The sequence below is a fragment of the Corallococcus sp. AB030 genome (assembly GCF_003668965.1).
In the GTDB taxonomy this organism is placed as follows: Bacteria; Myxococcota; Myxococcia; order Myxococcales; family Myxococcaceae; genus Corallococcus; species Corallococcus exiguus.
Genome location: NZ_RAWQ01000057.1, coordinates 34,956 through 46,491, shown reverse-complemented (window position 1 = coordinate 46,491; position 11,536 = coordinate 34,956). Strand labels below are relative to the sequence as shown.

Here is an 11,536-nt window from a genome sequence, read left to right as displayed (position 1 = left end):
CTCTTCGTTGATGGCCACTTTGCGTCCCAGCATGGCTTCTCTTCCTGCCCCACACCACCCCGCCTCGCACGGGCCTGTCAGGCAGGCGGCTGGCGATCTGCTCACTCAAATGAGGGGATCGCTCAGGACTACGACACCAGCTTCCTCACCCGCCATCACACGGCGCTGCTGGGCGAGGAGGACACCAGGCTCAGCGAGGTGGCGCTGCTCGCGAGCACGCTGCACGCGTTCCAGCGCGACCAGAAGCGCGCGAAGACGCTGCCGTCGCGCGCCGGTGGCGGTGACGCCCCTGGCCGCATCAGCCCGTGGCGTCTGGCGTTGAAGAGCCGCCGCCGCTGACCTTCTTCCTCCCGCAAGCCTTTCGGAAGGGACCTTTCCGCATGCGTTACTTCACGAAGCAGCAGGGCCAGAAGGAAGCGGTGCCGGTGGACCTGGAGTCTCTGGGCCAGGACCGCTACCGGCTCACGGTGAACGGCCAGACGTTCCAGGTGGACGCGCTGTCCGTGGACCAGGGCACGCTGTCGCTCCTGGTGGACGGCCAGTCCTACAACGTCGAGTTCGAGGAGAACGGCGACGAGATTGGAACGTTGGTGCGCGGACAGGTGAACCGCACCGACGTCGCGGATGAGCGCAAGCTGCGCATGCGCGCCGCGGCCGGCAGCTTCTCCGTGGAGGGCCGTCAGGTCATCCTCGCGCCCATGCCCGGCAAGGTGGTGAAGGTGCTGGTCGCGGTCGGTGAGGAAGTGAAGGAGGGCCAGGGGCTCGTGGTCGTGGAGGCCATGAAGATGGAGAACGAGCTCAAGAGCCCCAAGGCCGGCAAGGTCACGGAGGTGTTCGCCAAGGAAGGCACCGCCGTGGAGAACAACGCCAAGCTCGTCGTCGTGGAGTAGCCGCCCCATGGAGATGCTCTGCACGCTGCGCAGCACCACCGAGTCGCAGCGCCAGTCCCTGCACCAGGCGCCCGAAGCGCTGGAGCCCTTCCTGGAGGACGAGGAGGACTTCGGCGACGCGAAGGGCGCATCGTTCCTGGAGCTGGACATCGGCGAGGCGTGGCACGGCCTCCAGTACCTGCTCACCGGCACGGCCTGGGAGGGCACGCCGCCCCTGGACTTCCTGGTCCGCGGCGGCGAGGACGTGGGCGACATCCCTTCGGATGAAGGCACCGCGCGCGTGTTCGACGTGGCCGCCGTGAAGTCGCTGGCGGAGGCGCTGAAGAAGGCCTCCGTGGAGGACCTGCGCAAGCGCTTCGACCCCGCGACGCTCCAGGCGGAGGACATCTACCCCGGCACCTGGGACGAGGAGGAGCCCGCGGAGGATGTGGATCCGCTGGAGGAGCTGCTCTCCTACTTCGTGGAGCTCCAGAAGTTCACCGCCGCCGTGGCGAAGCGCGGCCTGTGCCTGCTCGTGCACATCGGCTGAATCAGGCCGCCCAGCCCCGCCACACGTCGTACCCCAGCTTCAGCACCAGCGCGGCCACCACGCCGAGCACCACGACGCGCACCACCCGGTCGCCGCCCTTCACCGCCACGTGCGCGCCCAGCCACGCGCCGGTGAACTGCGCGGCGGCCATGGGCAGCGCCACCTTCCACAGCACCACGCCCCGGAGCGTGAAGAGCGCCACCGACGCCAGGTTGGAGGCGAAGTTCACCACCTTCGCGTCCGCGGACGCGCGCGCCAGGCCGTGGCCCAGCAGTGACGAGAACGCCACGATGAGGAAGGTGCCCGTGCCCGGACCGAAGAAGCCGTCATAGGTGCCAAGACAGAGCGCGATGAGCGCGCCGATGGCCTGCGCGCGCGGCCGGGGTGAGGGCTCCACGCCGTCCTTCTTCGGCGGTGTGCGGCGGAAGGCGAGGAACACCGCCACCGCGATGAGCAGCACCAGCACCAGCGGCTTGAGCACCTCCGGCTTGAGCAGCAGCACCAGCGCCGCGCCGCCGAACGCGCCCATCAGGCCGAAGGGGAACGTCGCTCGGGCCAGCTTCCAATCCACCAGCCCCGCGCGCGCGAAGCGCACCATCGCCGCCCCCGAGCCGAACACGGACTGCCCCTTGTTGGTGCCCAGCGCCACGTGCGCGGGCAGGCCCGCCGCCAGGAGCGCGGGCAGGCTGATGAGCCCGCCGCCCCCCGCGATGGCGTCCACGAAGCCCGCGCTCAGCGCGGCGACACACAACAGCACCAGCTGCACTGCGCTGACGTCCATGTCCACGATGGCGCCCCGCTTATCACCCTTACTTGCGCGGGGTCGAAGCTTGGGGGTCAATGGGGTCCATGCTCGCGACCCTGATGACCGTGCTGGCGCTGACGCTCGCCGCGCCGCCCTCGACGCCTGACGCGACCACCGCCACGTGCCGCTCCATCGACGGGCACGTGTCCTGTGGCTATGCGTGCAAGTCGGATGGACAGCGCGTGCGGTGCGCCCAGACGCTCCAGGGCAGATGTACCGTCATCGACGGACAGGCCACCTGCTTCGACCCGCCGGCCTACGTGGTGAAGGCGTACGGCGCCGCGCTGCCGGACTCGGAGTGCAAGACCATCGACGGGGTGGTGGGCTGCGGGTACGGGTGCGCCACGGACTTCGGCAAGGTGCAGTGCGCGAAGACGCCCGCGGGCGCGTGCCGCAGCCAGGGGGGCAACGTGATGTGCTTCGACCCGCCCGCCGCGGTGTTCGCGGTGTTCGGCCGGCAGGTGCCGCGCGCGCAGTGCGTCAGCAACGGCGTGCAGATGGCGTGCGGCTACAACTGCGTGAACGCCTCCGAAGGGGTGCGCTGCGCGAAGTCGCCCCTGGGCGTGTGCAAGGCGCAGAACGGCCACCTCACCTGCTTCGACCCGTCGCCCGCGGCGCTCTGCGCGTGGGGCAAGGGCCTGCCGGCGCCCCAGTGCAAGCTGAGCGAGGTGGGCCCGGTGTGCGGCTTCAACTGCACCACGGCGTACGGAAAGGTGGCGTGCGCGGGGACCCCGGCGGGCATCTGCAAGGTCTTCGACAGCGAGGTGTACTGCTTCGACCCGCCCGCCGAGCAGCAGGCCGACGCGGCGTGTCTGGCCAACGTGGGGCTGGCGGCGATGGAGGGCGCCACGCCCTGAAACGCCCGTCCGGCCGCTCGTGTGACGTCGTCTGCTTGGACGCGGGCACGGGCGGCGATAAAATTCCAACTTCTCGGCGATCCAGGGACTGGGAGCAGGACGGCACATGGCGGAGGGCGAGGTCCGGCAGTACTGGGTGCGGAACGATCGGGGCACCACCTGGGGGCCCCTGACGGGCGCGACCATCGAGCTGCTCATCGACAGCGGCTCCATCCAGGGCAAGATCCAGGTCTCCATCGATGGCCTGCAGTTCGCCTTCCCGTGGCGCTTCCCGGAGGTGCGGGACTCGTTCCCCCGGGAGCTGTGGGGCGACGGCGCACCCGCGTCGCTGCTGCAATCCACGCCCGCGGCCATCGCTCCGCCCCCACCCGGCCCTGCCGCGCCCGTCGCGGGTCCGGCCGCCGTGCCCATGGCGGGCCCTGGAATGGCCCCTGTCGCGGGTCCTGGCACCCGGCCGCCCATGGCGGGCCCTGGCGCGATGCGGCCCGGGCCTGGAGCCGTGCGTCCGCCCGTCGACGCGGCGGGACGCCCTGTCGCGGCCGCGCGGCCTCCGGGTCCTCCGGTCGCGGCGGCCCGTCCGGCGGGAGCACCTGGCGCGGGAGCGGCTCCGGCGGCGGCTCCGCAGGCACCGCAGAGTCCGGCGGATGACGGGACCAACACGGTGCCGCCGCAGGGGCAGCTCCAGCAGTGCTCACCCCTGCAGCTGTATGGGCGCATCGCCGCGGGCGAGCAGACGGGCCTGCTGACGTTGGGGCTTTCGGACCGCACGCTGTCCGTCCACTTCCGCAAGGGCAGCCCGGAGTACGTGGACTCGTCGCACGCGGAGGACGCGCTGGGCGTGTCGCTGATGGGCGCGAGGCTCCTGACGGCGGAGCAGCTCCAGCAGGCGGAGGGTTCCAAGGAGCGCTTCGGAGGCGACCTGCTCGCGGCGCTGTTCGGGTTGGGGCTGCTCCAGCCGGCGACGGCGTTCACGCAGCTGTCGCAGCGGGCGCTGGGCATCCTGGGCAAGGCGCTGCGTGCGGAGTCCGGCACGTTCACCTTCGAGGCGCGGGACCTGCCCGCGCAGAAGGCGATGCCGCTGGGCAACCGCTGGGCGCTGATCAGCGACCAGGTGCGGCGCATGCCGACGGCGGACCTCAAGCGGCGGCTGGCCTTCGTGCTGCCCATGCCCATCATGAAGTCCGGGGGCCGGGTGGCCTCCAGCGAGCTGCGCCTGACGCCGCACGAGGTCCGCGCGCTCTCCTTCATCGACGGGGTGCGCTCGCTGGGGCAGCTGCTCCAGGACGTGCCGCAGGACACGGATCACCTGCTGCGCGTGGCGTTCCTGCTGAAGGAGCTGAACGGCGTCTCCTTCGCGTCGGCCTCGCGCGCGCAGACGGCGGCCTCCGGCCCCACGGCGGGCCCGGGCAACCCGACCCGTCCGTCCGGCACCGTCCCCACCGTGGGTGCGGGGAACCCGACCCGTCCATCCGGCACCGTGCCCACCGTGGGACCTGGAGCCACCGGCCCGGGTGCCGCGCCCGGAGCACCTGCCGCCGCGAACACCGGAGCCAGACCCGGTGCGCCCGTCGCGGGCCCTGGAGTCGCCGGAGCCGGTGCGGCCGTCGCGAGCCCGGGTGCCGCGCCCGGAGCACCTGCCGCCGCGAGCGCTGGAGCCAGACCCGGAGCGCCCGTCGCGGGTCCGGGTGCCGCGCCCGGTGCGCCTGTCGCCGGTCCAGGTGCCGCGCCCCGCCCCGCCGGTGCCGCCCCCGTGGCGGGTCCCGGTGCCGCGCGTCCAGCCGCCGCGCCCACGGCGGGCCCGGGTGCGGCGCCCCGTCCTCCTCCGGGTGCCCCCGCCGGAGCCGCCCCTGCCGCGGGCCCGGGTGCGCGTCCCCCGGGTGCCCCTGCTGGAGCCGCTCCCATGGCGGGTCCCGGTGCCGCCCGGCCCGCTCCGCCCGTCGTCGCCGCTCCGGCGGCCCCGGCCGCCTCGGGTCCCGCGCCCGGTTCGGACGAACTGCCCGCGCTGCGCCAGCTCGCCGCGACCCTGAAGGGCCAGAACCACTTCCAGCGGCTGGGCCTCACCGAACAGACCGAAGGCAGCGCGGTGAAGATCGCCTACTTCCGCCTGGCCAAGCTCTACCACCCGGACACCCTGCCCCAGGGCGCCCCCCCGGAGCTGGAGAAGCTCAAGGCGGAGGTGTTCGCGTACATCGGTGACGCCTACCGCGCCCTCTCCGACGACAAGAGCCGCGCGGCCTACATCGAGGAGCTCAAGAGCGGCGGCGGCGACGGCGTGGACATCCAGGCCATCCTCCAGGCGGAAGAGCTCTTCCAGAAGGCCTGCATCCTGGTGAAGGCGCGCAAGTACCCGGAGGCCGTGAAGATGCTCAACGAGGCCATCTCCCTCAACGCGGAAGAGCCCGAGTTCTTCGCCTGGCGGGGCTATGCGCGCTTCCTCGTCGCCCCGGACAAGAAGGCCGCCCAGCCGGAGGCCTTCCGCGAAATCCAGGCCGCCCTTAAACGCAACGAGCGGTGCGCCCCCGCCCACTACTTCCTGGGCGTCATCGCCAAGCTGTGCGGCGACGCGGCCGGGGCCCTCAAGCACTTCAAGCGGACGGTCGAGCTGCAACCGGACCACATCGATGCGATGCGAGAGGTCCGCATGGCGTCGCAAAAGAAGTAGGGTGCGCGCCTTTTCAAGGAGACACCCCCCATGCCCCTCACCGGGAAAGAACGCCGCCACCTGCGGGCCCTCGGCCACCACCTGGAGCCGGTGGTCATCGTCGGCTCGTCCGGCGTCACCGAGGGCGTCATCGCCGCCATCGAGCAGGCGCTGAACGACCACGAGCTCATCAAGGTGAAGATCAACGAAGGCCCGGAAGGCCGCCACGAAGGCGCCGACAGCATCGCCGAGGCCACCGGCTCGGAGCTCGCACAGCTCCTGGGCCGCACCGCCCTCTTCTTCAAGCGCCGCAAGCAGAAGTCCCACTTCGAGGACATCCTCAAGGGCCCACATGAGCCCCGTCCGGCCCCCAAGGCGGACGAAGAGAAGAAGCCGCGCCGCCGTTAGCCGCACCGTTTTCCAGAGGTCGCGGGGAATCCAGACTCATCCCCGCACTTTCTGCGGGTTCGAGGGCAGTCGGACCCTCGTACCGGGTTCGAAATGTCCCTACGCTGGGGGTCTTCCCCCCGCGGAGGTGACGTGCAGACTTCCTCGTCCTCCCCTTCAGCCTCCCCCGGCTGGCACGACGTGCTGATGCATCACCTGGAGCCGCTCCTGGGTGACTTCACCGCGAAGATGGCCATCCACACCGCTGCGTTGCGGGCCCTCAAGCGTCCACCGGAGCAGGTGGGCGTTCAGGACGTGCCGCAGGTGCTGGAGGGCCTCAAGCCCATGCTCAACGTCTTCATCGGCGCGGTGCGCACGACGAACACCCTCACGGAGATTTCGAAGGCCATGGAGAAGCTGCGATGAACGCCCCCCGTTCTTCCTCGGGTCGCGCCTTCAAGCGGATGGCGCCGTGGCTGGGCGCCGTCGTGGTGCTCCAGCTGGTGCACCTGGCCGCGGTGGCCACGTCGTTCCAGGACGCGCCCCGGCTGGCGCTCGTGGGTGACGTGGCGGGCTGGACGGTGGGACTGCTCGCGGTGGCGGGAACGGCGGCGGCGGCGCTGTCGTTCGGCGCGGGGGACTACCTGCGCCGCGTGTGGGGCCTGCTGACGGCGGGAGCGGTGCTGTCGCTGGTCAGCACGGCCCTGCGCAGCTACTGGATGCACGCGGTGCCGGACGTGCCCTTCACGGAGTCACCGCTGCTGCCCGTGCGCATGGGCGTGGTGGTGCTGGCGAACGTGTGCACGACGTTCGCGCTGGTGCTGCTGTCTCGGACCTACAAGCAGTCCGGTCTGCAGCCGCCGCCCAGCTCCCGCGCGTCGCTGCTGTGGGCGGTGGCGGCGGTGGCGGCGCTGGCGGTGGGTGGGCCGGCGCTCGTCACGGCGGTGGGCCACCTGGGCCAGGGCTTCGCGGCCACGTGCACGGCGGTCATCGCGCTGGCGTCCACGCTGGCGGACATGACGACCATCCTGCTCGTCGCGCCCATCCTCCGCGTCGCGTACATGCTGCGCGGTGGGCGGCTCGCGTGGGTGTGGTGGGCCATGGGCGTGTCCGGCGCGGTGTGGCTCTTCTACGACGCGCGCGAGTGGCTGGCGCCGCTGTTGCCCGGCAATCCCGCGGAGGCGGTGGAGCTGCTGCGCACGCTGCGCACCTCGGGGCTCGCGATGCTGGGGCTCGCCGGGTGGTTGCAGCGCTCGGCGCTCATGTCGGCCCAGCGCCAGTCCAGCCCGGGCGTCGTCGTCCCCACCGCCTGACACGGCCCGTCGCGTCGAGCTGACGCACGAGGCCACCACCGGCCCGCTCCGTCTTCCGGGGCGGGCCGTCGTGTTTCCAGGGGCACGGGGCTGGAGGAGACTGGGACTTCCCGTTCTCCTCACTGGAGGCTCCCCGCCCATGCGCTCTTTCCCGACGTCCCTGCTGTTGGCCACCTGTCTTCTGGCGGGATGCCGGACGGCGAGAGAAGCACCGGCGGCACAGGCGAAGGCGGACTGCGGCCCGGTGATTCCCGGCATGGAGGCGGTGCTCAAGCCCGCGGCCTTCGTCGTGTTGGGAGAGATTCACGGTACGCAGGAGGCTCCGGCCTTCGCGGCGCGGCTGGCGTGTCACGCGGCGGCGGCGGGACAGCCGGTGCGGCTGGCGTTGGAGCTGCCGGTGGAGGAGCAGGCGCGCCTGGACGCGTTCGTCTCGGGCGGGTCCGAGGGGCCTCCCGACAGCGCCTTCTGGCGCCGCGAGGTGCAGGACGGCCGCAGCAGCGAAGCCATGCGGAGCCTGCTGGAGCGCGCGAGGGAGTTGAGGCACGCGGGGCTGCCGCTGCGGGTGGTGGCGTTCGACGCGGGTGGCAAGGACCGCGATGACACGATGGCGGCGCAGCTCCGTCAGGCGCGGAGCGAGGCACGTGGAGACACCTTCATCGTGCTCGTGGGCAACCTGCACGCGCGCCGCGACGTGGGCGCGCCCTGGAACGAGAAGCTCCAGTTCATGACGCACCGGTTGCTCGAAGCGGAGCCTGGTCTGGTGTCGCTCGACCTGGCGAACACCGGGGGCTCCGCGTGGATCTGCCGGGGCATGACGGCGGACACCTGTGGCCAGCAGTCCCTGCGAAGCCGGGGCGAAGCGCAGGCCCCGGGCATCACGCTCCAGAAGAACGCGGAGGATCCAGACGGCTACGACGGCACCTACGCCGTGGGAGCACTGAACGCCTCACCGCCCGCGTTCGGCGCCACGAGCACCGCGACGCCCGAGCCTCGCTGAGTCCCAAAGCCAGCTGTCGTCCCGCCCACGCCCGGGCCATCGAGGAGTGGCCGACCTCCCTCCGGGCGCGCTACATGCGCGGCTCCATCCTTTTTGGGTACGAGGAACCTGGAATGCTCGCACGCACCTGGCGCGGGGTGACGAAGGCGGAGGACGCCGACGCCTACCTCGCCTATCTCCACCAGACGGGCCTCACGCACTACCGGCGCACGCCGGGCAACCTGGCCGCGTACTGCCTGCGCAAGGTGGCGGACGGGCGCGCGGAGTTCCTCCTCGTCACGTTGTGGGAGTCCATGGACGCGGTGAAGCGCTTCGCGGGGGACTCGCCGGAGCGCGCCATCTTCTTCCCGGAGGATGACCGCTACCTCATCGACCGGGACGTGCACGTCACCCACTACGAGGTCCCCTTCGCGGAAGGCCAGGCCTTCGAGCCCCAGCGGATCCGCTTCGACGACTTCCGGGTGGCGGGGCCCGCGGGCGACCTGCGGCTGGTGGACACCGGCGGTGGCGGCAAGGCATTGCCTGTCGTCTTCGTGCACGGGCTCGCGGGCAACGCGTCCCACTGGCAGGCGCAGCTGGAGCACCTGGCCCGTCAGGGCCGCCGGGGCATCGCGCTGGAGCTGCGCGGCCACGGAGGATCCACCGTGCCGGAGCCGGAGGACTACACGCTGGAGTCACTCGCGGGTGACATCGCCGCCGTCGTGCGAGCGCTGGGGCTGCGCCGCTTCGTGCTGGTGGGACACAGCATCAGCGGCGGCGTGACGCTGGCGTACGCGGGGGAGAACCCGCGGCAGGTGGCGGGGCTGTTCCTGGTGGATCCGATGACGGACTCGCGCCAGTACCCCGAGGAGCAGGTGGCCGCATACATCGCCTCGCTGGATGCGCCGGACGTGGCGCAGGCCGTGCGGCAGGACTGGGCGCAGATGGCGGGGCCGCGCGCGGACGTGCGCGAGCGGCTGCTGGCGGACCTGGACGCGACGCCGTTGTCCGCCGTGACGGCCGTGCAGCGCTCCAGCCTGCGCTTCGACCTGACGGCGGCGCTCGCGCGCTACCCGGGGCCAAAGTTCTCGCTCGTCGCGCCGGACAACGACGCGCCGCACAGCCTCCACCGGCTGGGGGAAGGCGTGGCGCACCAGGTGGTGGAGGGCGCCGGCCACTGGATCCAACTGGACCATCCGGACGAGGTGAACGCCGCGCTGGACGCGTTCCTCACGAAGTCAGCACCAGTTTGACGAGCTCCGGGGGGCTGCCCAGCCGCATGGGTGGCCCCCAGAAGCCGCAGCCCCGGCTGACGTAGATGTGTGAATCGCCGTGCCGGTAGTGGCCGGCGGAGTGTTCCCAGCTCAACCCGATGAGCGCTGTCATGGGGAAGAGCTGGCCGCCATGGGTGTGGCCGGAGATCTGGAGGTCCACGCCGCGCTCCGCGGCCACCTTGAAGTTGGCGGGCTGGTGCGCGAGCAGCACCGCGGCGCGCTCGGGGTCGCGGTCCGCGAGCGCCAGGTCCAGGTCATAGCCCTTCTGTCCCAGGCGCCGGCCGCCGTGCCAGTCGTCCACGCCGACCAGGTCGAACGCGCCGCCCGCGTCGCCAATGCGCACGTGCCGGTTGCGCAGCGAAGGAATGCCCATGGAGCCCAGGTGGGCCACCCAGTCCTCCGCGCCGGACGAATAGTCATGGTTGCCGGTGACGAAGAAGCTCCCGTAGCGAGCATGGAGGTTGCCGAGCGCCGCGACGAAGCCGCCCAGCCGGGCCACGGTGCCATCCACCAGGTCACCGGTGATGGCGACCAGGTCTGGCTTGAGCGCATTGGCCCGCCGCACGAGCTCATCCATGAAGCGCCGCTGGATGAAGGGGCCCACGTGCAGGTCGGTGAGCTGCACGATGCTGAAGCCGTCCAGCGAGCGGGGCAGCTTCGGAATGCGAACCACCACCTCCGTGACCTCCGGAGCAGTGAACGCGCGCCAGCTCCCATACCCCGCCAGTCCCCCACCCAGAGCGAGAGCCCCACCCGCGGTCGCCTGCGACAGGAAGCGCCGCCGTTCGGCATCCACGGAGGGAGCGGCGGGAGCAGGACGAAGCCGGCGCCCCAGAGCGAGCACGGCCCGTCCCAGGTCGACGCCCGCGAGAGCAAGCACCAGACACAGCGCCACGCCCATCCACGAATAGGACACCAGCTCCACGACGTCGCCAGGAGCCTCCGGAAGCGTGCGTTGCAGATACCGCCGCGCAATCAGCACGAGCGTCATGATGCCCAGCACGAGCGCGGCAACGAGCCGGGGCCCACGGCGGGACGTGAGGTTCCACACAAGCCGCCGGAACAGGTACAGGTGCCCGAGCGCGGCACCCAGCGCGATGAGGAGTGAGAACGGAGACAGCGGCATGGGCACAAGCCTCCCGCGCCTCGTGCCCGGGCGCACCTGAATCCGTGCTCGGCCGGCCGCCCGCCGTGAGTCGCTGCCCGGAAGCGGACGACTCCGTCAGCTGTGCTCGTCCCACAGGAAAAAGAGCTCCAGCGCCAGAACCTCGAAGGGCTCGACGTGGACGGTTGCACTTCCGGAATGGAAGCCCACCTGCCTGTAGCCTTCCGCCTCCAACCGGAGCACCTCCAACGTGCGGGGCACCGGATCCAGGAACCAGACATGGCGCACGCCTTCGCGTGCATACACTGGCAGTTTTGCCTGGCGGTCCAGCTTCCGGGTGGACGGCGACAGCACTTCGCAGACCCAATCCGGCGCGAGGCGGGAGGCAGCCCCCCGAGGCGTTTCTGGCAGCCGCTCGCGCCGCCAGCCCGCGATGTCCGGAATCAGGACATCCGTTCCAAAGTGGAGCTCGGGCTCATCCAGGATGAGCCATCCACCGGGCCCGCCGCGCCCCCGGTCGAAGGGACCCGTGAGTTCCGCGCCCAGGTGCGACGCCACGATGAGATGGGGAGCCGCAGGCCGGGGGCTCGCATACAACTCCCCCGCGACAATCTCCCCCACGACCCCCTCCGGGAGCGCCTCCAGGTCCGCATAGGTCGCGGGTTTCTTTCCCATGGATTCCCTCCAGTCCTCGCCGCCCATCACTCTATCCATGACGGGGAGAGGTAGCACGCCCGTCCGACATGACAGGGCACACGT

General features: G+C 71.4%; 12 protein-coding genes and 1 pseudogene. 10 read left to right on the top strand and 3 right to left on the bottom strand.

Annotation, left to right across the window (positions count from 1 at the left end):
• The 3 genes and pseudogenes from D7Y15_RS45745 to D7Y15_RS16060 all read left to right on the top strand — a co-directional run.
• A pseudogene (locus tag D7Y15_RS45745) lies at nucleotides 1–339 on the top strand (hypothetical protein); the annotation flags it as partial.
• A gap of 41 nt (nucleotides 340–380) precedes the next feature.
• Nucleotides 381–890 (top strand): biotin/lipoyl-containing protein, encoded by a 510-nt coding sequence (locus tag D7Y15_RS16065; protein WP_120580372.1) that lies wholly within the window; start codon nucleotides 381–383, stop codon nucleotides 888–890.
• Nucleotides 891–897: 7 nt separating this feature from the next.
• Nucleotides 898–1,419, top strand: a complete 522-nt coding sequence (locus tag D7Y15_RS16060; RefSeq protein ID WP_121753129.1) for a YfbM family protein — start codon at nucleotides 898–900, stop codon at nucleotides 1,417–1,419.
• Between the two features lies 1 nt (nucleotide 1,420).
• On the opposite strand, the gene D7Y15_RS16055 is transcribed toward D7Y15_RS16060, so the two are convergent.
• Complete coding sequence (locus tag D7Y15_RS16055; protein ID WP_169822364.1) at nucleotides 1,421–2,200, bottom strand: TSUP family transporter; 780 nt, start codon at nucleotides 2,198–2,200, stop codon at nucleotides 1,421–1,423.
• A gap of 68 nt (nucleotides 2,201–2,268) precedes the next feature.
• Between D7Y15_RS16055 and D7Y15_RS16050 the strand changes: the two genes are divergently transcribed.
• The 7 genes from D7Y15_RS16050 (at nucleotide 2,269) to D7Y15_RS16015 (ending at nucleotide 9,651) form a co-directional block, all read left to right on the top strand.
• A complete protein-coding gene (locus tag D7Y15_RS16050) occupies nucleotides 2,269–3,081 on the top strand; it encodes a hypothetical protein (RefSeq protein ID WP_120580380.1) in 813 nt (270 codons plus the stop codon).
• A gap of 106 nt (nucleotides 3,082–3,187) precedes the next feature.
• Nucleotides 3,188–5,743 carry a DnaJ domain-containing protein gene (locus tag D7Y15_RS16045; protein WP_121753128.1) on the top strand — a complete coding sequence of 852 codons (2,556 nt, stop codon included), beginning with the start codon at nucleotides 3,188–3,190 and terminating at the stop codon, nucleotides 5,741–5,743.
• 30 nt (nucleotides 5,744–5,773) lie between these two features.
• Nucleotides 5,774–6,130, top strand: coding sequence for a ribosome assembly RNA-binding protein YhbY (yhbY, locus tag D7Y15_RS16040; protein ID WP_120580376.1), 357 nt, complete (start codon nucleotides 5,774–5,776; stop codon nucleotides 6,128–6,130).
• 132 nt (nucleotides 6,131–6,262) lie between these two features.
• The gene (locus D7Y15_RS16035; RefSeq protein ID WP_233597397.1) at nucleotides 6,263–6,535 is read left to right on the top strand and encodes a hypothetical protein; all 273 of its coding nucleotides are present in this window, start codon (nucleotides 6,263–6,265) and stop codon (nucleotides 6,533–6,535) included.
• Complete coding sequence (locus D7Y15_RS16030) at nucleotides 6,532–7,422, top strand: hypothetical protein (protein ID WP_120580378.1); 891 nt, start codon at nucleotides 6,532–6,534, stop codon at nucleotides 7,420–7,422. The genes D7Y15_RS16035 and D7Y15_RS16030 overlap by 4 nt, the downstream gene beginning before the upstream one ends.
• 139 nt (nucleotides 7,423–7,561) lie before the next feature.
• On the top strand, nucleotides 7,562–8,419 hold the full coding sequence (locus D7Y15_RS16025; RefSeq protein WP_148712781.1) for a ChaN family lipoprotein: 858 nt from the start codon (nucleotides 7,562–7,564) through the stop codon (nucleotides 8,417–8,419).
• A gap of 113 nt (nucleotides 8,420–8,532) precedes the next feature.
• Nucleotides 8,533–9,651: an alpha/beta fold hydrolase gene (locus D7Y15_RS16015; RefSeq protein WP_233604973.1), complete on the top strand. Its 1,119-nt coding sequence runs from the start codon at nucleotides 8,533–8,535 to the stop codon at nucleotides 9,649–9,651.
• Here D7Y15_RS16015 and D7Y15_RS16010 read toward each other — a convergent pair.
• Together D7Y15_RS16010 and D7Y15_RS16005 are read right to left on the bottom strand one after the other, a co-directional pair.
• Entirely contained in the window at nucleotides 9,629–10,798 is a 1,170-nt protein-coding gene (locus D7Y15_RS16010; protein ID WP_199745931.1) for a metallophosphoesterase, read from the bottom strand. The genes D7Y15_RS16015 and D7Y15_RS16010 overlap by 23 nt on opposite strands.
• A gap of 96 nt (nucleotides 10,799–10,894) precedes the next feature.
• A complete protein-coding gene (locus D7Y15_RS16005) occupies nucleotides 10,895–11,452 on the bottom strand; it encodes a Uma2 family endonuclease (RefSeq protein ID WP_120577857.1) in 558 nt (185 codons plus the stop codon).
• Between the last annotated feature and the right edge of the window lie 84 nt (nucleotides 11,453–11,536).

Coding starts and splice junctions, on each gene's coding strand:
- D7Y15_RS16030 (WP_120580378.1), top strand. CDS start 6,532: ATGAACGCCCCCCGTTCTTCCTCGGGTCGCGCCTTCAAGCGGATGGCG.
- D7Y15_RS16055 (WP_169822364.1), bottom strand. CDS start 2,200: ATGGACGTCAGCGCAGTGCAGCTGGTGCTGTTGTGTGTCGCCGCGCTG.
- D7Y15_RS16065 (WP_120580372.1), top strand. CDS start 381: ATGCGTTACTTCACGAAGCAGCAGGGCCAGAAGGAAGCGGTGCCGGTG.
- D7Y15_RS16045 (WP_121753128.1), top strand. CDS start 3,188: ATGGCGGAGGGCGAGGTCCGGCAGTACTGGGTGCGGAACGATCGGGGC.
- D7Y15_RS16025 (WP_148712781.1), top strand. CDS start 7,562: ATGCGCTCTTTCCCGACGTCCCTGCTGTTGGCCACCTGTCTTCTGGCG.
- D7Y15_RS16015 (WP_233604973.1), top strand. CDS start 8,533: ATGCTCGCACGCACCTGGCGCGGGGTGACGAAGGCGGAGGACGCCGAC.
- D7Y15_RS16005 (WP_120577857.1), bottom strand. CDS start 11,452: ATGGGAAAGAAACCCGCGACCTATGCGGACCTGGAGGCGCTCCCGGAG.
- D7Y15_RS16010 (WP_199745931.1), bottom strand. CDS start 10,798: ATGCCGCTGTCTCCGTTCTCACTCCTCATCGCGCTGGGTGCCGCGCTC.
- D7Y15_RS16060 (WP_121753129.1), top strand. CDS start 898: ATGGAGATGCTCTGCACGCTGCGCAGCACCACCGAGTCGCAGCGCCAG.
- yhbY (WP_120580376.1), top strand. CDS start 5,774: ATGCCCCTCACCGGGAAAGAACGCCGCCACCTGCGGGCCCTCGGCCAC.
- D7Y15_RS16050 (WP_120580380.1), top strand. CDS start 2,269: ATGCTCGCGACCCTGATGACCGTGCTGGCGCTGACGCTCGCCGCGCCG.